General features: G+C 62.0%; 23 protein-coding genes and 1 tRNA gene. 15 read left to right on the forward strand and 9 right to left on the reverse strand.

Going from position 1 to position 21,710, the window contains the following annotated elements:
- Positions 1 to 102: 102 nt before the first annotated feature.
- Both ACCO56_RS10355 and ACCO56_RS10360 read right to left on the reverse strand, forming a co-directional pair.
- Entirely contained in the window at positions 103 to 624 is a 522-nt protein-coding gene (locus tag ACCO56_RS10355) for a CoA-binding protein (RefSeq protein WP_433640877.1), read from the reverse strand.
- A 47-nt stretch (positions 625 to 671) separates the two neighbouring features.
- A complete protein-coding gene (locus tag ACCO56_RS10360; protein ID WP_433640297.1) occupies positions 672 to 1,493 on the reverse strand; it encodes an enoyl-CoA hydratase in 822 nt (273 codons plus the stop codon).
- Between the two features lie 160 nt (positions 1,494 to 1,653).
- On the opposite strand from ACCO56_RS10360, the gene ACCO56_RS10365 reads away from it, so the two are divergent.
- The 3 genes from ACCO56_RS10365 (at position 1,654) to rpsI (ending at position 3,286) form a co-directional block, all read left to right on the forward strand.
- A complete protein-coding gene (locus tag ACCO56_RS10365) occupies positions 1,654 to 2,112 on the forward strand; it encodes a PaaI family thioesterase (protein WP_433640299.1) in 459 nt (152 codons plus the stop codon).
- A gap of 231 nt (positions 2,113 to 2,343) precedes the next feature.
- Positions 2,344 to 2,808 (forward strand): 50S ribosomal protein L13, encoded by a 465-nt coding sequence (gene rplM / locus ACCO56_RS10370; protein ID WP_433640301.1) that lies wholly within the window; start codon positions 2,344 to 2,346, stop codon positions 2,806 to 2,808.
- Between the two features lies 1 nt (position 2,809).
- A complete protein-coding gene (rpsI, locus tag ACCO56_RS10375; protein WP_433640302.1) occupies positions 2,810 to 3,286 on the forward strand; it encodes a 30S ribosomal protein S9 in 477 nt (158 codons plus the stop codon).
- Positions 3,287 to 3,353: 67 nt separating this feature from the next.
- Here the strand turns inward: rpsI and ACCO56_RS10380 are convergent, their stop codons facing one another.
- On the reverse strand, positions 3,354 to 4,400 hold the full coding sequence (locus ACCO56_RS10380) for a glycerophosphodiester phosphodiesterase family protein (RefSeq protein ID WP_433640304.1): 1,047 nt from the start codon (positions 4,398 to 4,400) through the stop codon (positions 3,354 to 3,356).
- A 168-nt stretch (positions 4,401 to 4,568) separates the two neighbouring features.
- On the opposite strand from ACCO56_RS10380, the gene speB reads away from it, so the two are divergent.
- The 3 genes from speB (at position 4,569) to ACCO56_RS10395 (ending at position 7,502) form a co-directional block, all read left to right on the forward strand.
- Entirely contained in the window at positions 4,569 to 5,519 is a 951-nt protein-coding gene (gene speB, locus ACCO56_RS10385) for an agmatinase (RefSeq protein ID WP_433640305.1), read from the forward strand.
- Positions 5,520 to 5,616: 97 nt separating this feature from the next.
- Positions 5,617 to 6,543, forward strand: a complete 927-nt coding sequence (argC, locus tag ACCO56_RS10390; RefSeq protein WP_433640307.1) for an N-acetyl-gamma-glutamyl-phosphate reductase — start codon at positions 5,617 to 5,619, stop codon at positions 6,541 to 6,543.
- 110 nt (positions 6,544 to 6,653) lie between these two features.
- Entirely contained in the window at positions 6,654 to 7,502 is an 849-nt protein-coding gene (locus ACCO56_RS10395) for an aminoglycoside phosphotransferase family protein (RefSeq protein WP_433640309.1), read from the forward strand.
- Here the strand turns inward: ACCO56_RS10395 and ACCO56_RS10400 are convergent.
- Positions 7,492 to 8,580: a COX15/CtaA family protein gene (locus ACCO56_RS10400; RefSeq protein ID WP_433640311.1), complete on the reverse strand. Its 1,089-nt coding sequence runs from the start codon at positions 8,578 to 8,580 to the stop codon at positions 7,492 to 7,494. The two genes, ACCO56_RS10395 and ACCO56_RS10400, sit on opposite strands and share 11 nt — an antisense overlap.
- A 155-nt stretch (positions 8,581 to 8,735) precedes the next feature.
- Between ACCO56_RS10400 and ACCO56_RS10405 the strand changes: the two genes are divergently transcribed.
- On the forward strand, positions 8,736 to 8,951 hold the full coding sequence (locus ACCO56_RS10405) for a DUF2842 domain-containing protein (protein WP_433640313.1): 216 nt from the start codon (positions 8,736 to 8,738) through the stop codon (positions 8,949 to 8,951).
- Between the two features lie 82 nt (positions 8,952 to 9,033).
- A complete protein-coding gene (locus ACCO56_RS10410; protein WP_433640315.1) occupies positions 9,034 to 10,191 on the forward strand; it encodes a GNAT family N-acetyltransferase in 1,158 nt (385 codons plus the stop codon).
- Between the two features lie 11 nt (positions 10,192 to 10,202).
- Here the strand turns inward: ACCO56_RS10410 and ACCO56_RS10415 are convergent, their stop codons facing one another.
- Entirely contained in the window at positions 10,203 to 12,350 is a 2,148-nt protein-coding gene (locus ACCO56_RS10415) for a GumC family protein (protein ID WP_433640316.1), read from the reverse strand.
- Between the two features lie 199 nt (positions 12,351 to 12,549).
- Here ACCO56_RS10415 and ACCO56_RS10420 point away from each other — a divergent pair, with 199 nt between their 5' ends.
- The 7 genes from ACCO56_RS10420 to ACCO56_RS10450 all read left to right on the forward strand — a co-directional run bounded on the left by ACCO56_RS10420 (position 12,550) and on the right by ACCO56_RS10450 (position 18,245).
- A complete protein-coding gene (locus tag ACCO56_RS10420) occupies positions 12,550 to 13,113 on the forward strand; it encodes a polysaccharide biosynthesis/export family protein (protein ID WP_433640318.1) in 564 nt (187 codons plus the stop codon).
- 83 nt (positions 13,114 to 13,196) lie between these two features.
- Complete coding sequence (locus ACCO56_RS10425; RefSeq protein ID WP_433640879.1) at positions 13,197 to 14,297, forward strand: glycosyltransferase; 1,101 nt, start codon at positions 13,197 to 13,199, stop codon at positions 14,295 to 14,297.
- Positions 14,298 to 14,340: 43 nt separating this feature from the next.
- Positions 14,341 to 15,879, forward strand: a complete 1,539-nt coding sequence (locus ACCO56_RS10430; protein WP_433640320.1) for an undecaprenyl-phosphate glucose phosphotransferase — start codon at positions 14,341 to 14,343, stop codon at positions 15,877 to 15,879.
- On the forward strand, positions 15,876 to 17,150 hold the full coding sequence (locus tag ACCO56_RS10435; RefSeq protein ID WP_433640322.1) for an O-antigen ligase family protein: 1,275 nt from the start codon (positions 15,876 to 15,878) through the stop codon (positions 17,148 to 17,150). The genes ACCO56_RS10430 and ACCO56_RS10435 overlap by 4 nt, the downstream gene beginning before the upstream one ends.
- A 91-nt stretch (positions 17,151 to 17,241) precedes the next feature.
- Positions 17,242 to 17,318: transfer RNA gene (locus ACCO56_RS10440), tRNA-Pro, on the forward strand.
- A 179-nt stretch (positions 17,319 to 17,497) separates the two neighbouring features.
- Positions 17,498 to 17,758, forward strand: a complete 261-nt coding sequence (locus ACCO56_RS10445) for a DUF982 domain-containing protein (RefSeq protein ID WP_433640324.1) — start codon at positions 17,498 to 17,500, stop codon at positions 17,756 to 17,758.
- 235 nt (positions 17,759 to 17,993) lie between these two features.
- Positions 17,994 to 18,245: a ribbon-helix-helix domain-containing protein gene (locus tag ACCO56_RS10450; protein ID WP_433640325.1), complete on the forward strand. Its 252-nt coding sequence runs from the start codon at positions 17,994 to 17,996 to the stop codon at positions 18,243 to 18,245.
- A gap of 142 nt (positions 18,246 to 18,387) precedes the next feature.
- Here ACCO56_RS10450 and ACCO56_RS10455 read toward each other — a convergent pair whose 3' ends face one another.
- From ACCO56_RS10455 to plsX, 4 genes are all read right to left on the reverse strand, one after another.
- The gene (locus tag ACCO56_RS10455; protein ID WP_433640326.1) at positions 18,388 to 18,933 is read right to left on the reverse strand and encodes a MerR family transcriptional regulator; all 546 of its coding nucleotides are present in this window, start codon (positions 18,931 to 18,933) and stop codon (positions 18,388 to 18,390) included.
- 124 nt (positions 18,934 to 19,057) lie between these two features.
- The gene (locus tag ACCO56_RS10460) at positions 19,058 to 19,381 is read right to left on the reverse strand and encodes an integration host factor subunit alpha (protein WP_433640328.1); all 324 of its coding nucleotides are present in this window, start codon (positions 19,379 to 19,381) and stop codon (positions 19,058 to 19,060) included.
- A 181-nt stretch (positions 19,382 to 19,562) separates the two neighbouring features.
- Positions 19,563 to 20,534 carry a beta-ketoacyl-ACP synthase III gene (locus ACCO56_RS10465; protein WP_433640330.1) on the reverse strand — a complete coding sequence of 324 codons (972 nt, stop codon included), beginning with the start codon at positions 20,532 to 20,534 and terminating at the stop codon, positions 19,563 to 19,565.
- An 8-nt stretch (positions 20,535 to 20,542) separates the two neighbouring features.
- Positions 20,543 to 21,604 (reverse strand): phosphate acyltransferase PlsX, encoded by a 1,062-nt coding sequence (gene plsX / locus ACCO56_RS10470; RefSeq protein WP_433640331.1) that lies wholly within the window; start codon positions 21,602 to 21,604, stop codon positions 20,543 to 20,545.
- Positions 21,605 to 21,710 lie beyond the last annotated feature (106 nt).

Below are 21,710 nucleotides of genomic sequence, written 5' to 3' on the forward strand. Positions count from 1 at the left end.
CTCCCTAGGGGGCTTTTGGTTCGGCGGCATTCTTGGCGGAGCCAGCGCGCGAATGCAAAGAAGAAAATGCTCGGAGAAAGCCGATAGGGAGTAGGCTTTCGCCTATCGCTGCCGTACCCCGAAACTCTGGAAGCCTTGCCGCATGACGGGTTTCTTCGCGGAAATGACGCGGCTGTTTACGCCGTTCCATCCGATCTCGCCGGACAGGCGGCCATATTCGATCTTCGGGCAACGATCCATCACGACCTTCACGCCGGCGGCTTCCGCCTTGGCGGCGGCCTCGTCGTTGCGGACGGTAAGCTGCATCCAGATCACTTTCGGCAGGGGATCGAGCGCCAGCGCCTCGTCGACGATCGGCGGAACGGCGTCGGAGGCGCGGAAGATATCGACCATGTCGATGGCTTCCGGAATGTCGGACAGCCTGGCGTAGGCCAGGCGGCCGGCGATCTCCTTGCCGGCCTGGCCGGGATTCACGGGGAAGACCGTGAACCCCTTGTCGATCAGATATTTCGTCACGAAGAAGCTCGGCCGCACGTCATTGGCCGAGGCGCCGACCACCGCGACCGTCTTTACGGAATTGAGGATACCGGCAATGTAATCGTTGTCGTAGTGATCGTGGTTCATGTTGGCCATGTAAGCGGGAGCGGACGATTCTTAACCCGAGCGGATGTTCATTCGCCGATCCATTCCGGCTTGCGCTTGCCGATGAAGGCTCCGATCCCTTCCTCGGCATCACGGGCGAGCATGTTCTCCACCATCACTCGTGCGGCGTAGTCATAGGCATCGGAAAGGCCCATCTCGGCCTGGGCATAAAAGGCTTCCTTACCGATCTTCAACGTCAAGGGCGATTTGGAAACAATGGTTTCGGCGTATTTCGTCACAACCTGATTCAGGTATTCGGGCGGCACCACACGGTTGACCAGCCCGAACTCTCGGGCCGTCGTCGCATCGATCATCTCGCCAGTCAGCAGCATCTCCATCGCATGCTTGCGCGAGACATTGCGCGACAAGGCAACCATGGGGGTCGAGCAGAACAGGCCGATATTCACGCCCGGCGTCGCGAAGGTGGCCTCGCTGGAGGCAATGGCAAGGTCGCAGCTCGCGACCAATTGACAACCTGCGGCGGTCGCCACACCATTGACCTCGGCGATCACCGGCTTGGGCAGGCGGACAATCGACTGCATCAGCGCCGAACAACGCCCCATCGTCAATTCGAAAAAGGCCCTGCCCCGGTCCGGGTCGGAACGATGTGCCGTCATCTCCTTGAGGTCGTGACCGGCCGAGAACACCTTGCCCGGCGCGGCGATGACCACAACTCGTACCACCTTGTCATCACGGGCCGCGTCGAGTTCGCGCTGCAAAGCCTCCATGAGAGCAAGCGAAAGCGCATTGGCTGGCGGGTTGGCCAGCGTCAGCCGCAAGATACCGCCGTCGAGCGCGGCATGCACCAGCCCTTGCTCGTGGTTGCGCTTGATTGCGACGATCTCGGCCATGGTAGGGACTCCAGAAGGCTTCACGTTCGGTCACCGGTCTATCACGCTCGGGGTTGAAGAACAGCCGGGAAATGTGTCTTCTGACTTCCGTTTACGGAAACGGAAGCGGCTTGGCCGCAATGCCGCAAGCAAAATGATCCGGCGTAGGACAGGAAACGACATGCCGATACAGGCCGCACTCACCCCGCAAATGACGGCAGACGAAATCAACGATCTGCTGAAACGGGTCTACCCTCAGCTCAACGACGATTTTGCGTCCTACCGCGCGGTCGAAGTCTTCCCAGGGGGCTGCATAGTGAGGCTCGATGCGGATCATCGGCACCTGCGCCCAGGGGGAACGGTTTCAGGCCCGTCCCTCTTCACGCTGGCAGACATCGGCGGCTATGTCTGCGTGCTGTCTCATGCCGGGCCTGACGCGCTGTCGGTGACGACCAACCTCAACATCAACTTCATGCGTAAGGCCGAAGCCGGGCCGATCGACGGCCATTGCCGCATCCTGAAGCTCGGCAAGAGCCTGATGGTCTACGACATCGACATCGTCGCCGGACTGGATCGGCATACCGTCGCCCATGCGACGGGGACCTACTCCATCCCGCCGCGCCGAACGACAAGTGGCTGAAGGCGCAAGATACAATTGAGGTAAAATAATACCATCTTCTTAAGTTGCTGTTTCTGCTAGCTTTCTTGCTCTGCTTGCAAATGATACCAGCTTGACGCCGGTTTCCGCCTCTCCTATAAGCCGCTCGACGCTGCGGTTCACAAAGCTGCGGTTTCTTTTTGGCCTGCCCAACAGGCCAATCGAAGCAACAAGAAACGCCTTCTCCGGAAGGTCCCGAAAGAAAGCAGAACCATGAAAACCTTTTCGCAGAAGCCTGCGGACGTGGTGAAGAAGTGGGTGCTCATCGACGCCGAGGGTCTCGTCGTCGGCCGCCTCGCCTCCATCGTCGCCAATCGTCTTCGCGGCAAGCACAAGCCGACCTACACGCCGCATGTCGACGACGGCGACAACGTCATCGTCATCAACGCCGACAAGGTTGTCCTCACCGGCAAGAAGTACACCGACAAGGTCTACTACTGGCACACGGGCCACCCCGGCGGCATCAAGGAACGCACCGCGCGCCAGATCATCGAGGGACGCTTCCCCGAGCGGGTCGTCGAGAAGGCCGTGGAGCGTATGATCCCGCGCGGCCCGCTCGGCCGTCGCCAGATGAAGAACCTCCGCGTCTATGCAGGCGCCGAACATCCGCACATCGCCCAGCAGCCCGAGACGCTCGACGTCGGCGCGCTGAACGCCAAGAACAAGAGGGCTAAGTAATATGGCTGAGCTTTCCTCGCTCGCAGAACTCGGCGCCGCCACTGCCGCGGCCCAGCCGGCCGCACCGGTTCATGTCCAGAAGCTCGACAAGAGCGGCCGGGCCTACGCCACCGGCAAGCGCAAGGACGCCATTGCCCGCGTCTGGGTCAAGCCGGGCTCGGGCAAGATCGTCATCAACGACAAGGATTTCAGCGCCTATTTCGCGCGCCCTGTCCTCCAGATGATCCTTCAGCAACCGATCGTCGCCACGAACCGCACCGGCCAGTATGACATCGTCGCCACGGTCGCCGGCGGCGGCCTGTCGGGTCAGGCGGGCGCCGTGCGCCACGGCATCTCCAAGGCCCTCACCTACTACGAGCCGGCTCTGCGCGGTGTGCTGAAGAAGGGTGGCTTCCTCACCCGCGACAGCCGTACGGTCGAGCGTAAGAAGTACGGCAAGGCCAAGGCCCGCCGCAGCTTCCAGTTCTCGAAGCGCTAATTGCTTCCGGCATCCATCGCGATGCAGAATCGACCAGGCCGCCTCCGGGCGGCCTTTTTCATGGCTGTCATTCGGCTGACGATTCCGCCGCGGCGTGCCGAGCCGGCACGTCAGCATACGGCCTTCGATAACCGTTGAGCGTGAGCCACTCGATCGCAGCGCCTGGCTCGTCGGTCTGGATCACCGTGGCGCCGCGCTCGGCCCAGAAGCCATAGGTTTCCCGCGGGAAGGCTGCCGCGACGGCAAGCTCGTCGCCACGACCGCCCGAAAGCATGCCACCCGCCTTGTTTGCGATGGCATATGTATTCACCCAGAGATGCCAATCGCCGCGGGCCGCGACGGCCCGGGCGCGCGCACCGAACAGCGGCCCGCCATCTCCGGTCATCGGTTGCCCGGCGGCGTGCCAATGGATCATCTCGACAGCATCGGCCGAGAAGGCCTGCGTCGCCGCTTCCAGGAAATCGACGTCCCGCACGGCGTCGTCCGCAATGATCGGCATGAAGGTCACGTCCGGGCCGATCCGTTCGACGATGCGTCGCGCCTCCGCGATCCTTTCGGCGCTCCAGAGGTTCTGCTTGACGACGAGTTGGTCGGCGATTCCTAATTCACGCGCCACGGCGACGATGCCCGGAAGTTCGAAGATGTCGAGCTTGTTGTCGATATTGACGAAGATCCGATCCCGCGTGACCGAGAGCATCTCGGCGAGCGTCGGCACGGTCTCGTCCGATACCGCGCCGGTTCCTTCGATCACGAGCCGGCAGGACTTGAGTTCCTCAAGGGTCCGTTCCGCAAGGATCCCTTTGCAATTCGAGCTGCGGTCGAGCCAGGTGTCGTGAAAGACGACATAGACGCCGTCCTTCGATTTCTGGATATCGAGTTCGACCATCTCGGCTCCAACCCTGACGGCGTCCTCGACCGCCGCTATCGAGTTCTCGGGAAAACGCGTCTTATCAGCTTGGAGCCCGCCGCCACGGTGGGCGACCACCATCACATGGTCCCGCCACTGATTGGCGTTGAGCAGCCGGTCGCGGATGGCCTCAACGCGCGATTGAGCCGACGCCGGCATCCAGGGCAAGGCTGCCATCAGGCCGAGCACGGCGGAGAAGCGGATCATGCGCACCGGAATCACCCATGGCTGACATGTTGCGCCGGGAGGGATAGCGGCTGCCCATGACAGCGTCGTGACTTGCTCCGGGCAAGTACGGCCTGTCAAAAGGGGTCGCAATCGCGGGGAGAATGTCCAATAAGTGTGCCTCCCAAAACAGTGAGAGGGTTATCCAGCATGCCGTCATCGTCGATCGATCATGCCTTCACTGCGACGAAGAACACGGGGCGGGCGGGCGATCCGACCTATGCGGGGGCACTCTCCTTCATGCGCCGGCGTTTCACCAAGAACGTCAAAGGCGCCGACGTGGTGGTGTGGGGGGTGCCGTTCGATGCCGCCGTGACGAACCGCCCCGGCGCCCGGTTCGGGCCGCAGGCGATTCGCCGGGCGTCGGCGATTTTCGACAACGACCCGCAATATCCATTCAATGCCGACCTTTTCGCGGATCTCGCCGTCATCGATTACGGCGACTGCCTTTTGGACAGCGGCAATCACCAGAAGACGCCGGCCACCATCGAGCGTGAGGCGGCGAAAATTCTGAAGAGTGGCGCGTTCCTGCTTTCGCTGGGAGGCGACCACTTCATCACTTGGCCCATCCTGAAAGCTCACGCCGCGATCCACGGCCCGCTGGCGCTCGTCCAGTTCGACGCCCACCAGGACACCTGGCCCGACGATGGCAAGCGCATCGACCATGGTTCCTTTGTAGGGCGCGCCGTGCGGGAAGGCGTCATCGATCCCGATCGTTCCATCCAGATCGGTATCCGCACCCATGCGCCGGACGATTTCGGGATCAGGATCCTGCACGGCCACGATGTCGAGGAGATGCGCGCCTCCGATATCGCCTACGCGATCACCGAGCGCACGGACGGGCGCAAGACCTACGTCACCTTCGACATCGACTGTCTTGACCCGGCATTTGCGCCGGGTACAGGCACTCCTGTCGCGGGCGGCCCCTCCTCCGCCAAGATCCTGTCGGTGCTGCGGCAGATGACCAAGGTCGACATTGTCGGCGCCGATGTCGTGGAGGTCGCGCCGGCCTACGACCACGCCGACATCACGGCGATCGCCGGCTCGACCGTCGCCATGCACTATCTGGGCCTGCTCGCCGAACGAAAGGCGCGCGGCTGAGCCGGCATCCCTGGCGGGCAAGATTCACCCAATGCGGAATTGATTCCGGCTTCCGCCTCGCCTATTTGCTGCTGCGACTATCCTGGGAAAGACGGGCATGAAACCGAAAGTCTTCATCGACGGCGAACACGGCACCACGGGCCTTCAGATCCGGACCCGTCTGGCCGGCCGCGACGACCTGACCGTGCTGTCCGTTCCCGTCGAACGCCGCAAGGACCAGGCGGCACGCGCGGAATTCCTCAATGCGGCCGATATCGCCATCCTTTGCCTGCCGGACGACGCGGCACGGGAAAGCGTTTCGCTTATCGCCAACGACCAAACCAGGGTCATCGATGCCTCGACCGCGCATCGCGTCGCGGAAGGCTGGGCTTACGGCTTTCCCGAGATGGATAGGAAGCAGGCTGCCGCAGTCTCGGCAGCCAAACGGGTCGCAAATCCGGGCTGCTGGCCGCAAGGGCCGATTGCCGTGGTTCGGCCGCTGATCTCGGCCGGGCTGCTTCCGGCCGACTATCCCATTACGATGAACGGCATTTCCGGCTATTCCGGCGGCGGGCGCGCCATGGTCGAAGACTATGTCGGCAAGGGCGAAGACGCTCCGGAATTCCTGCCTTACGGGCTCACGTTCCAGCACAAGCACGTTCCCGAGCTGAAAACCTATGCGAAGCTTCAGCGCGACCCGCTGATGCAGCCGGCCGTCGGCAATTTCGCGCAGGGCATGATCACCGTGGTTCCCCTGCAACTCGCCACCCTCGAGCGGGTACCCACAGGAGCGGAGCTCCACGCGGCGATCGCCGATCATTATGCGGGAATCGAGAACGGCTTCGTCGAAGTTGCGCCTTTCGTCGCGACCGAACGCGTCCCCGATATCAATCCGGAGCAGTACAACGATACTAACCGGATGAAGCTCTACGTGTTTGCCAATGACAAGCGTGCCCAGGCGCTGCTTCTCGCCGTCTACGACAATCTCGGCAAGGGCGCCTCGGGAGCCGCAGTCCAGAACATGGACTTGATGCTCGGTCTCTAGACCGGCATGTCGGGGCGAGCCGGCTCGCGCTCATATATCTGACGAAGGTTCACGACCGGCCGGTATGGCAAGACCGGCCGTTCTTGTTGCGCCACGCAGGATCACCAATCATGCAGAAGCAAATTCCTCTCTTTCCCGACCGCTGGAAGGTTTCCAATCCCGTTCTCGTCACCGAGACGTTTTCCAGCCGGATCTGGAAGGTCCTTATGGAAGATGGCAACCCCGCCATCGTGAAGGACCTCAAACCCTTCGACGACGTCGAGGATGAGTTGCGCGGCGCCCACCTGCTACGGTGGCGCCGCGGTGAAGGGGCGGTGAAGCTGCTCGGCATGGACGGTCAGAGAATGCTGCTGGAATATGCCGGCGAAAGAATGCTGCAACACGACCTCGACACGCTGGGCGATCCGGCGGCGACCGAAATAGCGGCCGAAGTTTTGGCAAGGCTTCTCTCGCCGTCGGGGCATTCCATCCCTTCCGACCTGCAGCCGCTTCGCGAACGTTTCGCCAGCCTGTTCCGAAAGGCGAAAGCCGACAGGGATGCGGGAAACGCCAGCCTCTATGTGGAAGCCGCCGGCGTCGCCGAACATCTGCTCTCAAGTCCCGCAGATGTTCGCCCGCTCCATGGCGACCTGCACCACGAGAACATCATGTATGGCCCGCGTGGCTGGCTCGCCATCGACCCAAAGGGCGTGGTCGGCGATCCGGGTTTCGATGCGGCGAACATGTTCTACAACCCGCTCCACCGCGACGATCTCTGCCTCGATCCCAAGCGGATCGCCGGCATGGCGGAAACCTTTTCCGCGACGCTGAGACAGGATCCACGCAGGTTGCTCGACCATGCGCTGGCCTATGGCTGCCTTTCGGCTGCGTGGCACCACGAAGACGCCAACGATGCGGACGAAACCCGCGAACTGGCAGTGGCCGCAGCGATCCGCGACGTAAGGGACGTCAGCTTCTGACCCCGGAGATATCCGGTAGCGGATAGGCACCCTTTGCGCCACGCCAATGGGCGGTCGCGAAGATCAGCACGACCATGGCCACACCCTGATGCAGCAGCGCCCAGTGCATATGCGCCTGCATCAGCAAAGTGCCCACGCCGACGCCTGCCTGCACGAGAATCAAGGCCAGCAGCAGCCAGGCCCGTCGCGCATGCGTGCTTGCCGGCTCGGCGCGCGCCGTGGCAAGCGCGTGCCAGGCGGCTACGGCCAGAAGCGTGTAGGCGAACATGCGATGGAGGAACTGAACCGTTTTCGGGTTCTCGAAAAGGTTGCGCCATGCGGGATCCATGACGAAGAGGTCGCCGGGGATGATGGCCCCGTCCATCAGCGGCCAGGTATTGTAGCTGAGTCCGGCATGGAGCCCCGCGACGAGGCCACCGAGATAGATCTGGATCAGGATGAGAAAAACCATAGTACCGGCGGCGCGCCGAACGTTGCGACCTGCCGGCCCTTGGGAGTACGTCGCGAGCCCACGAGCGATGTAGGCAACGGCAACGACAATGACGCAAGCGAGCGTCAAATGGGTAGCCAACCGATATTGGCTGACGCTGACGCGCTCGGCCAGCCCCGAAGCCACCATCCACCAGCCGATCGCGCCTTGCAGACCGCCGAGCGCAAGCAGCCCGACGAGAGAAAGCTTGAGTTGGTTCTCAAGGCGGCCGGTCAACCAAAAGAAGGCGAGCGGGATAGCGACAAGGAACCCTACGCCGCGCGCAAGCAACCGATGCGCCCATTCCCACCAGAAGATCCCCTTAAACTCTTCGAGCGACATGCCCTTGTTGATCTGCTCGTATTGCGGGATCTGTTGGTATTTCTCGAACTCCTCCTGCCATTCCGCCTGGTTGAGTGGAGGGATGACGCCGTGGATAGGTTTCCATTCGGTGATGGAGAGCCCCGAGCCCGTCATACGGGTGGCGCCACCGACCATGATCAGCGCGAACAGCACGACCAGAACGACATAAAGCCATGCTCGCACGGCACCGCGGTTCCTCAGCAGGCGGTCGCTCGGAATGGTCGGGGCGGATGTAATGGCGCTCATGTCGTCAGAAGATCCCTGCTCATGCGGCGGATTGGTGGACCATTGGGGCCGCCATCGCAAGGGCAGGCTTCGCGACACGCCGTCGCGCCGAGCATCCTCTTCGGCCTGTTGCGCCGCTTTCGGGAAACTCGTACCAGAGCGGCAAAGGAAGAAAGATGCCCGTTCGTATCAAGAAACTCATCGGAACCATTCTGCTTGTCGTGCTGGTCGTCGTCTATGCACTGCTCGCGACGATCATCGCGGTCGCCCAGCTTGCCGAATCCGGCCCGGTGGTGCATTTGCTGTTCTTCCTCCTGTCCGGCCTGTTGTGGGTATTGCCGGCCATGCTCATCATCAAATGGATGGTGACGGAGCCCAAGGCTAAAAGATAAGCAAACCCTCGGTCGATATTTCCTTCACCTTTCGCTGTTAATCTTCGGCTTCATGAACGAGGCGGGACGAAATATTGCCGCCGTGGCGAACAGAGCCGCGGAACAGCCGCGCGCGAGCGCGGCTGTTTATCGCACACCCGCCGCCGCGCTCGAAGCCTACAAGGCCCTCGGACGCTGCTCGACCTTCTCGCCCGCCCAGAGCCCGGCATGGGTGAGCGCCTGGATTGCGGAGACCGAGCCAGACTTCGTCATCGCCACGCTTTCCCTTCAGGGTGTGCCGTCCTATGCGCTCGCGGTCGAGATCGTTCGCCGAGGGCCTTTCAATATCGCGCGGTTCATGGGCGGGCATCATGCGAACGGCAATTTCAGTCCGTTGGCAGCGTCGGCTCCGCCCCTCTCCCGTGCCGACCTGGATATTCTGATCGCCTCGATCGGCAAAGAGCGGCCGGACATCGACCTTCTGTCCCTTGAGCGCGTGGCGGATACTATCGAGGGCCGGACGAACCCGTTGATGACGTTGCCACACCTGCAAAGCCCTAATCCGGCGCTTGCGACCGATCTTTCCGGAGGCTTCGATGCGCTGCTGGAGCGCACCAGCGGCAAACGGAAGCGGAAGAAGAACCGGTCACAATCCCGCAAGTTCGAGGCCGCTGGCGGCTTCCGCTTCGTCACAGCGACGACACCGGACGAAGCCTCGCGGTTCCTCGAAGCTTTTTTCTCGATGAAGCAGGAACGCTTCCGTAAGATGGGGCTGGCGGATGTCTTTGCGACCCCGGAGGTGCGTCGTTTCTTCCACAGGCTGTTCGGCGATGCGCTTGCAGAGAAGACGCCGCCCTTCGTGCTCGACGGCCTGGAAGTGGCCGGCCAATTGCGCGCCGTCACTGGTTCGAGCCGCTGCGACGACAGGCTGATCTGCGAATTCGGCGCGATCCGGGAGGACGAGCTGTCACGCCTCAGCCCAGGCGACTTCCTTTTCTTTGACAACATCCGGCGGGCCTGCGCGGATGGCTTGGCACTTTACGATTTCAGCGTTGGTGATGAACCGTACAAGCGCCTCTGGTGCGACGTCGAGATCACCCACTATGACGTGCTTGTGCCGATGACGATGGGCGGCAGGATTCTCGTCCATGCGATGCGCGCGAAGAATCGTTTGAAGGCCTTCATCAAGAAGAACAGCCTGGCCTGGCGACTTACCCAGACTCTGCGCAGACGCAGAGGAAGCCGCTCCGAGCAGGGCTGATCCCCGGCTCGTTATGCAGCCGAACGATCGGGAACCGGAGAAAACGGCGGCTCGTAGCCGGCCGGCGACACCAGGGTCGGCTTGCCGTAACCGCCGGCCTCCAGATCCGCCGCGGCCAGCACGATCGCCTGATCGGTGGGTTCCAGAACGCTCACCATCACTTCCGTCGCGGCCGAGACCAGCCTGCGGATTGCTTCCGCGTCGGCAACACCGCATTCCACCACGACCACGTCATAGGCTGTCGTCAGCGAGTTCATGATGATGGGCAGACGATCGACCGCCCGCATCGCCCGCACCGGGTCGGCTGTGCCCGGAGGGATGACATGGCAATCCGAATAGAGGTCGGCGTGGATGACATCGGTGAACTGGGCTTCCGAAGCGAGCAGGTTGGTGATCCCCGGATAAACTCCGCTTTCCAGCATCGGGCGTGATGCGGCCGCCGAGGACGTCAGGTCCAACAACAGCACGCGCAAACCGGCATCCGCGACTTCGCGCGCGACCAGCACGGCAGCGGCCGCCGCTTCGTCTCCCTCCGGAGAAACGAAAATCGCCCGAGTGGCCCCGCCCGCGATCAACTTTTCCGCGGCGCGTTCGACGGACACCTCGCCGAGGATCGGTGTGGGCGGCTCCCGTGTCACCAGATTGGGATGCAGTTCGGGCTTGGCCTTGGACGTCAGGGGGACCTCGACGACGGGCTCATCGAGCGGCGCTTGCGCCGCCGGCATGGGCACCTGCCCGACAGGTTCGATGGCCAGGCCAGCGGCCGGACGCATGGCGCGACCGCTGAACAACTCGCGCAGCAAAGTCACCACGGCCATTATCAGGAGCGAGCCAACAAAGGCGGCGCCGACGATCGGCAGGATCTTCGGGAAATAAGGTTCGGCGGGAACGATCGCACGGGAGAAGATGCGTGCGTCGGCCGGCAGATAGTTGTGCTCCTTCCGCGAAGACGCTTCACGGTAGCGGGTAAGATAAGATTCCAGCAGCTCGCGCTGAGCCGCGGCTTCCCGCTCCAGTGCCCGCAGTTCGACCTCCTGGTCGCCGGCACGGGCCGACGCCGCTTTCAGTGTGTTGAGATCGGCGACGAGCTGCCGCTCACGCAGTTGTGCGGTCTTTGCCTCTGTCTCCATGCCTTTCTGGATCTTCTCCGCCTCCTGGCGGATCTGCCGATCGAGGTCGGCAAGCTGAGAATTCAACGACCGGATTCGTGGGTGATTGCCAAGAAGCGTCGTGGAAAGATCGGCAATGTCGGCTTTCAACTGCACCTGCCGCTCGCGCAGACGCTGGATGAGGCCCGAGGAAAGCACGTCGGGCAAGGCTTCCAGCGAACCGCCGCCGTCGAGAACGGCACGGACGCTTTGGGCATTGGCGTCGGCAGCTGCGCGTGCTGCACGCACCCGCGACAGTTCGCTGGCCAGTTCCGAAAGTTGCTGGGTGGCGAGGACGGAGTTGTTCTGACCCACGAGCAGATCCGATTCCGAGCGAAAAGCCGCTACCTTTGCTTCGGCCTCCTTTACCCTCTCGGTCAGGTCGGCGATTTCCGGTTCGAGCCAGTCGGTGGCGTCGGCGTTGGACTGCAGCTTGGCGTCCCGGCTCACGGCGATATAGGCGTCGGCGATCGCATTCGGAATTTCGGCCGCCAGCTTCGGATCCTGCGAGGAAAATTCGATCACGATGACGCGTGACCTCTCCACCCGGTAGACCGTGAGCCTTTCACGAAACGCCTTCAGAACCCGCTCTTCCGGCGGGATCTCGCCGGGATCGGCCTTCAGGCCCGCTATCACCAGCAAACGCCCGAGGAGAGACAAGTTTGAAGCCTCGTCGAATTCGGCCAGCTTGGAAAGCTGGAGCTTCCGTGCGACTTGCGTCAGGATGTCGGTCGAGCCGACGACCTCCACCTGGCTGGTTACCCCCTCCTCATCAAGGACGGGATTGCTGCCCTCCCCGGCTGGGGCCGGCCGCGTGAAGACCGACTCCCGCGTCTCGATCAGAATACGTGTCTCGGCCTTGTAGCGGGGCGTCGCCGTCCAGGCGAGCATGAAGGCGATGCCTGTCACGATCAATGCCACCGTGAGGATGCGCCGCCAATTCTCGACGAGGCTCGCAAAAAGCTTGCCGAGATCGACATCGACGTCGCTGGTGGTGTGAACGCCAGACATGCACCCAACTCCGCTCATGGCACGGAAACAGGGTAAACGTCTATGGTAACTCAGCCGTTAACCGTCCCACGCGCCCAAGTTCGCGATGACACGCAGCCCAGCCGGCGGGGGCTTTACCGCCCATTAACCCTAACAGAGTGATAACGAAGCAACCACCAATTGCGCCGGTTCGGCCGCTCTCCAAGGTATGCGCTCGGCTATGAAAAGAACGCTTCCCGTCCTTCAAGCGGTGCTCGCCGCCGCATTGCTCGCCGGCTGCTCGGGTTACCATCCGGCGCCGGCCGCTTTCCACGAAGTGATCGACCAGCCTTATCGTCTCGGCGCCGGCGACAGGATCCGCGTGACGGTCTTCGAGCAGCCGGACCTCAGCAATACTTACAGCGTCGACCAGTCCGGCTATATCGCCTTCCCGCTCGTCGGCGCCGTGGCGGCCCGCGGCTACTCCACCCAGCAGATCGAGGCCGAGATCGCAAACAAGCTGCGCCAAGGCTATCTGCGCGATCCCGACGTATCCGTCGAGATCGACCGCTACCGCCCGATCTTCGTGATGGGCGAAGTGGGCGCGGCCGGGCAATATTCCTACGTGCCGGGCATGACCGTCCACAAAGCGGTCGCCGTGGCAGGCGGATTCTCGCCGCGCGCCAATCAGGCGAATGTCGACATCACGCGCGACATCAACGGAAAGGTGATGACGGGACGCGTGGTGACGTCCGATCCTCTCCTGCCAGGAGATACGATCTACGTCCGCGAGCGGCTGTTCTGACATAGGCCGGGGCGCGCGTGACAACCAGGAAGCTCCGCATCGTCCATTGCTTCCGGTCGCCTGTCGGCGGGATCTTCCGGCACGTGCGCGACCTGGCCGAAGCTCAGGTCTCGGCCGGCCACATCGTCGGCATCGTTTGCGACTCCACAACGGGTGGCATGTTCGAGGAACGGCTGTTCGATACGCTGAGGCCGCTGCTGGCGCTCGGCGTCAGCCGCACACCCATGCAGCGTCATGTCGGGCCGGGCGATATAGCGTCCGCCTGGCGGACATTGAAGATCATCAAGGAATTGCAGCCGGACGTGTTGCACGGCCATGGCGCCAAGGGTGGTGTCTATGCCCGTCTCTTCGGCTCACTGTTGCGGGTTTCCAGGTCTCGCGTGGCCCGCGTCTATTCAGCTCATGGCGGCAGTCTGCACTATGACGAGACCACCGCCATGGGTAAGTTCTTCTTCGCGTTGGAAAGATTGATGGGGCGCGTGACCGACCATCTGCTTTTCGTCTCCGAATATGAACGCCGCGTCTTCCTGCGAAAGATCGGCGAGCCGAAAGCACCGAACAGCCTCATCTATAACGGGCTGCACGCAAGCGAATTCGATCCTGTCGGCACGAGGCCCAATGCCGCGGACTTCCTTTATATCGGCATGATGCGTGACCTGAAGGGCCCCGACATCTTCATCGATGCGCTCGCCGAAGCAGGCACGCGCCTGGGCCGGCCGGTGAGCGCCGTGATGGTTGGCGACGGGGAGGACAAACCGCGTTACCAGGCACAAGCCGGAAGGTTCGGAAACTCCGCGCAGGCGACTTTTCTGCCATCCATGCCGGCGCGCGAGGCCTTCGCTCTGGCGGAGGTCGTGGTGGTTCCCTCCCGTGCCGAGGCCATGCCTTACGTGGTGCTGGAGGCGCTCGCTGCGGGCAAGCCGATAATTGCCACCAAGGTGGGCGGAATCCCCGAGATATTCGGCAACGACTCGCCGGCGCTGGTCCGGCCCGACGCCGGTGAAATCGCCGGACGCATGGTTGCGGCGATCCAGGATCGTGCCGCCTTCAAGGCCTCGATGCCGAGGCTCGAAACGCTCCGGTCCCGCTTTGGCGCCGACGTCATGGCCGGCGCCATCGAACAGGCTTATTTCGCCGCCCTCGCGCGCCAGTCGGCCCGCGCCTCCCGAGAAAGGGTTTCTTAGCGCATTGCTGCTAGGCCTCAACCAAGACGCGAGACCTGCCGCAATGAGCGAAATCGACCCCACAAAGCGTTTTTCCGTCGAAGCGGTGCGCAATTTCCAGGACGGATCCGACTACAAGAGCCCGCCTCGGCAGATCAACGATGTGGCGCGCCAGGTGGCAGCGCAGTACCGACACGACACGATGTCGCCGGTCATGGTCAGCGGCATCCTGAGACTGGCGGAATTCGGCCTGCTCGTGCTTGCCGGCGTCGCGCTCTACATCCTCTATGTCGGCTTCGCCACCCACCTTTACTGGCACTATCCGGCGATCATCATCGGCGGGTCGCTGCTGGCGGTCATTCTCTTCGAAATGGCCGACCTGTACCAGGTTTCGGCGCTGAGACGGCCTTTCGCCAATGCCGGCCGCCTGATCCTGATGTGGTCCGGCACATTCGCTCTCTTCGCGGTAGCCGGCTTCTTCCTGAAGGTTTCTTCCGATTTCTCGCGCTTCTGGTTCGGCGCGTGGTTCGTTGCCGGGTTCCTCCTCCTCTTCGGCTTGCGACTCGTCCTGGCCAGCATGGTCAAGCGCTGGGCGCGCAACGGCAGGATGGAGCGGCGGGCGGTGCTGGTCGGAGGAGGAAAGACCGCCGAGACGCTGATCCGATCGATCGAACGCCAAGCCGATAACGATATTCGGATATGCGGCATATTCGACGACCGGGACGACCGCAGGTCCCCCCCTGTCGTCGCCGGCTATCCGAAGCTCGGCAACGTCACCGAATTGATCGAATTCGCTCGGATCGCCCGCATCGACATGCTGATCGTCTGCCTGCCTGTCACGGCGGAAGCGCGCGTCCTGTCCCTTCTCAAGAAGCTCTGGGTGCTGCCGGTCGACATCCGGCTATCGGCCCACGCGAACGAACTGCGTTTCCGGCCCCGCTCCTACTCCTTCATCGGCTCGGTGCCGATGCTCGATATCTTCGATCGTCCGATCAACAACTGGGATTCGGTCGCCAAGCGCTGCTTCGACATCCTCTTCTCGCTGTTCGGCATCATCGTCTTCTCACCGGTGATGCTGGCGACCGCGATCGCCATCAAGCTCGACAGCAAGGGACCGGTGATCTTTCGCCAGAAGCGTCACGGCTTCAACAACGAGATCATCGAGGTTTACAAATTCCGTTCGATGTACACCGAAATGGCCGACCCGACGGCAAGAAGCGCGGTCGTCAAGAACGATCCGCGTGTCACCCGTGTGGGTCGCTTCATCCGCAAGACGTCGATCGATGAATTGCCGCAGTTCTTCAATGCGCTGTTCGGCTCGCTGTCCCTCGTGGGCCCGCGCCCTCATGCCATTTCGGCCCAGTCGCACAACAAGCTCTATTATGAAGTGGTCGACGGATATTTCGCCCGGCACCGGGTGAAGCCGGGCGTCACGGGATGGGCCCAGATCAATGGCTGGCGCGGCGAGATCGATACGGACGAGAAGATCCGGATGCGCACCGAATACGATCTCTACTACATCGAGAACTGGTCGCTCTGGTTCGACCTCAAAATCCTGCTGTTGACACCGATCCGCCTGCTCAACACGGAAAACGCCTATTGAGCACCGCCGAGCTCTCCCGCGACGCTGTGAATGCCAAGCTGGTCGCTCTGATCAGCAGCGCGGCAGTCTCGCTCGGCGTTTTCCTGTCAGGCTTCGTCATCAACGAGCCGGCCCCCTACGAGCTCTATATGGCCGGGCTGATCGCGGTGTGGGCATTGTTCGGGCTGCGCATATCGAGATCGGTCGCGCCGCTTATCGTTCTTCTGGTCCTCTTCAACATCGGCGGCATGATCTCGATGACGCAGATGGCCGATCTCGACAATACGCCCCTTTATCTCGCGGTGTCGTTGTTCCTGGCCCTCACCGCCGTCTTCTTCGCTGCAGTGATCGAGGTCCAGCCCTCGCTCTACCGTCTCATCTTCGGCGCATGGCTGGCGGCTGCGACGTTCACGGCCGCGCTCGGCATTGTCGGTTATTTTGACGCCTTTCCCGGGACCAGTGTCTTCACGCGCTACGAGCGTGCCGCCGGCGCTTTCGAGGACCCCAACGTCTTCGGGCCATTCCTGACCCTGCCCGGCATCTGGTTGCTCTACCGCGTTCTGACAGGCAGTCCTGCAAAAATGGTGCTCTATGCCCTTCCCCTGCTGGTCATCGCGGCGGGCATCTTCTTCTCCTTTTCCCGCGGCGCCTGGGGCCTGTTCGCAGCCTCGGCCATACTGCTTGTCGGATGCCTGTTCGTACAGAGCGCGAGCGGCTTTTTTCGGCTGCGCATCATCGTCATGACTATCGTAGCCATCACGCTGCTTATCGTCGCCATGCTAGCCATGCTGCAGATGCCCGGTGTCGCCGAGATGTTCACGACCCGCGCGCAGCTCGCCCAGGATTATGACAGCGATCGGCTGGGTCGGTTCGCCCGCTACGGCATAGGTTTCCTCATGGCGATGGAGCACCCGCTGGGAATTGGTCCGCTCGTCTTCGGCAAGACCTATGGCGAGGATACCCACAACATCTGGCTGAAAGCCCTGCTCGACTATGGCTGGCTGGGCTTTGCCAGCTACGCCATTCTGATCGGCTGGACCCTGGTTGCGGGCTCACGGATCCTGTTCCGGTCCCGGCCCTGGCAGCCCTTCTTCCTCTGCGCCTATATCGTGCTCGTGGGCCACGTCGCGCTCGGCACGGTCATCGACACCGACCATTGGCGGCATTTTTATCTGCTGCTCGGTCTGGTCTGGGGCGGCATCGCCCTGGAAAGAAAACATCAGCGGGCGCTTGTCCTGGCCGCCCCGCATAGCAGAATCGGCGTCCCTGCCCGGATGTGCCCTGCCGGCTGAGCTCTTTTCACAGCCATATCAGTTTCCTCACCTTACCGGCGACGAATTCGGTTGACCGCTCGTGGCATAAGACGATAGAGAGCACCCGGTTCGGAGCGTAGCGCAGCCCGGTAGCGCACTTGACTGGGGGTCAAGGGGTCGTGGGTTCGAATCCCGCCGCTCCGACCATTATCCATATCAACATCTTAGCCGCTACCACATTTTACCGAGCATGATGTCGGGAATGCGTCGGTCGCTACGGCGTGGGACGTTTCACAAGACTCTGCCTCGTGCGTCGCGGATGGAACCATTTGCCAAGCCTGGAGTTTAATAGCGTTCCGCCGCGCGGGACGCCCCGGGAGGAAACAATGGAGCGGCTGCAATTTGTAGAGCCGGTGCGCATTTGGCACCGTAATAGCATCGTTGAAATCAAGGATGTCCGGCAAGCCCTTGGCTTTCTGAACCAATGGCCTGCAGCCCGAAGAGGTCCGGTTTTCCAATGTGCCGTCAACGGCTGTAACGCGGCCCTGGTCGGACATCTCACGACCGAAGAGGCACGGCTCGCCCTGGTCAGCTTCGCACACATAACCGGGATACTGGAAAACCAGCATATAAAGCTGGCCGGGTAAGCCGCTTCCCGGAGATTATCACCCGCCTGCCGGAAACAATCGGTTTGCGCTTTTGCAGGAGCTGCTGCCGATCGGGTGGCAGGGCGCTAGTCACGCGTCGACGCCTCTCCGTCCAGTGACGTGGCGGCGTCAAGCACTTGGAGCGCCAACGATCAGCAACTCATCAAACCGCCGAGAAAACAGTTGGATAGGTCCGGCTTACAGTCGCATCGACTTTGGTGGTAACATTCTTTTCATGGCAGATTCAAAGACCTCCTTCGATCGCGATCCGGCCCCGAAACCTGCGGCAACGAGTTCGCTTGTCGGCGTACGCCTGCAGCCGGATCTGCTTTCCGCGCTCGATCGTTACGCCAAGGAGCATGGCGAAATGACGCGTCCGCAAGCCCTGCGGGCCGCTTTCCGCGATTGGGCGATCGCGCATGGCTACATGCCCAGTGTCGATGAGGGCACGCGGCCCGAGGACCTCAACGCCTCCAACGACGACTGAGCGGTTTGCGGAGCCGCGTTCTCGTTCAAGTGGAGCCGGCCTAAAGCATGTCGCGCGAATTGGGATTCGCACGACATGCTCTAGGCTGTTGTTTTTGCATGTCGTTTACCCAAAACCGCTACACACTGTTGGGCGACATGCTTTATCGCACCTGGTCGAGTAGGCGCTTGCATTCCAGCAGGTCGAACAAAGCCTCCTGCAGAAGCGCGCGATTGTCGCGCGAGAGCTTTCCGTTCCCCGCCTGAATGGGACCTTCATCTTCGGTCTTGCCGAGGCCGAAGAAGCGACGGGATGGTTTTACCTTTGGCTCGCCGACGAGCATCTCGTCGTCCTGGCTGCGTGGCTGAGCGGCCGGCGTAAGCTGCGGCGGCGCCTCGGCCTGCTTGCGCTGGGCGATCGCCTCGACCGCGGCCACATCGCCGCTGCCGATTGCGACCAGGAACTGATTGCCATTCTCGCGCAGGAGCTTCTGCACGCCCTTGATCGTGTATCCCTGATCATAAAGCATGTGCCGGATGCCCTTGATCAGTTCGATATCCTGGGGCCGATAATATCGACGTCCTCCGCCACGCTTCATCGGTTTTATCTGGGAAAAACGCGTTTCCCAGAAGCGCAGGACGTGCTGAGGCAGATCAAGCTCTTCGGCGACTTCGCTGATCGTCCGGAACGCGTCGGGGCTCTTGTCCATGGCCATTTCGCTCCAAAAGGACCGATTCGTATCCTATTTCAGCGATTTGGAATGCAATATTCAAGCCCGACGCCAATCGGCGCAGCACTTGTCAACCGCCAATTCGGCAAAACCTTGCGCGGGACTACTTGCCGCCTTTGTTCCGGCTGCTCTGATGGGCCCGCAGGATACGGCTTTTCAGGACGTTCGACGCCTTGAAGGTCATCACTCGGCGTGGAAGGATCGGCACCTCCTCGCCCGTCTTTGGATTGCGCCCGATACGCTCGTTCTTCGAACGGACGTGGAAAGTGGCGAAGGAGGACAATTTCACGGTCTCGCCACGTACGATCGCCTCGCAAATTTCGTCGAGGACGGTTTCCACCAGTTCGGCGGATTCAGTTCGAGAGAGACCGACCTTTCGATAGACGGCTTCCGCAAGGTCGGCGCGCGTAAGTGTTTTTCCCCCCATGCGAACGTCCAACCATCCTCAAAACCGACAGCGATACAAACAGCAGCGACGTTAAGTAATTGGTTCGTCTAGGTCAAGAACCCTTCGGGCGCCTTTCTACGGCAGGGTCGAAGGCCAAGCGATATCACATGGCCTTGTCGGTCGCGGGTTGTTCCGGCCCCAAGCGCTCCGACAGCATCGCCTACCACCTCACGAGTACGGCACCCCAGGTGAAGCCGCCACCCATAGCCTCGAGCAGGACGAGATCGCCCTTCTTGATGCGACCGTCGGCAACGGCGACCGACAAAGCCAGCGGCACCGAGGCGGCCGAGGTGTTGCCGTGCCGGTCGACGGTGACCACGACCTTTTCCTCGGCAATGCCGAGCTTCTTCGCCGAGGCGTCGATGATACGCCTATTGGCCTGGTGGGGAACGAACCAATCCAGATCCTCCGACGTTATGCCGGCCTGGGTGTAAGTGGCCTCGATCACGTCGGTGATCATTCCGACGGCATGCTTGAAGACCTCCCGGCCCTCCATGCGCAGATGTCCGACGGTGCCGGTCGTCGACGGTCCGCCATCGACGAAGAGCTTGTCTTTGAACGTCCCGTCCGAGCGCAGGCTGCTGGCAAGGACTCCTCGGTCGGCTATGGTCCCCTGCCCCTCTGCAGCCTCCAGGACGATGGCACCTGCACCGTCGCCGAACAGGACACAGGTGGAGCGGTCGTTCCAGTCGAGAATACGCGAGAAGGTCTCGGAGCCGATCAGCAGGACCCGCCTGGCCATTCCGCCGCGCAGATAGAGATCGGCTGTCGTGACCGCGTAGACGAAACCGCTGCAGACCGCCTGCATGTCGAAGGCGAAGCCATGGCGCATGCCGAGCCGCTGCTGGATTTCCACCGCCGTGGCTGGGAAAGTGTTGTTGGGCGTCGAGGTGGCGAGCAGGACCAGATCGATATCGGCCGGCGTCAGCCCGGCTGCATCGAGGGCGGCTCGAGCCGCCGCCTCCCCAAGCGAGGCCGTGGTCTCGTCCTCCGCAGCGATGTGACGCTGGCGGATTCCCGTACGCTGCACGATCCATTCGTCGGTCGTGTCGACGATACCTTCGAAATCGGTATTCTTCATAATGCGGCGCGGCAGCGCCGATCCGATGCCGCGCACAACCGATCGTATCATTTCAGCCCCTAAATGTTGTCGTCAGCCGCGGGCAATGGACGCGCCACCTGCGGCAACCGGGCATGGAACTGATCGAGGTCCGATTTGATCTTTTCGATCAACCGGTTGCGAACCATATCATAGCCCAATTCCACCGCCGCCATGAACCCTTCCGCGTCGGTTCCGCCATGGCTCTTAACCACGATGCCGTTGAGGCCGAGAAAGACCCCGCCGTTCGACTTGCGGACATCCATCTTCTCGCGCAGCAAGTCGAAGGCGCCCTTGGCGAAGACGTAGCCGATCTTGGCCATCAGCGTGCGACTCATCGCCGATTTCAGATATTCCCCGATCTGTCGGGCCGTCCCCTCGGCCGTCTTCAACGCGATGTTGCCGGCGAAGCCTTCCGTCACGACCACATCGACGGTTCCCTTGCCGATATCGTCGCCTTCGACGAAACCTCGGTAATCCATCGATTTCAGATTGGTTTCGCGCAGGATGCGCCCGGCATCCTTGACCTCTTCCTGGCCCTTGATCTCTTCCACGCCGACATTGAGCAGGCCGACTGTGGGGCGATCGGTCTCGAGCAGGGCTCGCGCCATGGCGGCGCCCAGAATCGAAAAGTCCACCAGCTGGTGCGCATCGGCACCGATCGTCGCCCCGACATCGAGCACAATGCTTTCGCCCCGGACGGTCGGCCAGATCGCCGCGATCGCGGGACGCTCGATGGTAGCCATGGTCCGCAGGCAGAATTTCGACATTGCCATGAGCGCGCCGGTGTTGCCCGCGGAGATGCAGACATCGGCCTCGCCGCTCTTGACGGCTTCGATCGCTTTCCACATCGAGGACTTCCAACGGCCCTGGCGCAACGCCTGGCTCGGCTTGTCGTCCATCCTGACCGCCACCTCGCAGTGATGAAACTCGGTGACCGATGCGAGTTTATCGAACTTGGCAAGCGCCGGGCGGACCTGCTCCTCGCGGCCATAGACCAGGAAACGCACGTCGCCGCGTCGCTCAGCCACCTTCGCCAGCGCCGGTATCGTCACGTTCGGGCCGTGGTCACCGCCCATGGCGTCAATGGAAATACGTATCACGAAGCTGTCATCTCGTTTGGTCCCGGACTTCGGCCGGGTTTCGGAAGCCGGGCGAAAATAGCCGTTTTGGACTTCGACACAACCGGCTTTTTTCGCCTCAATGGAT

Origin of the sequence: Mesorhizobium sp. 1B3, from assembly GCF_050958605.1 — a bacterium.
Classification (GTDB): domain Bacteria; phylum Pseudomonadota; class Alphaproteobacteria; order Rhizobiales; family Rhizobiaceae.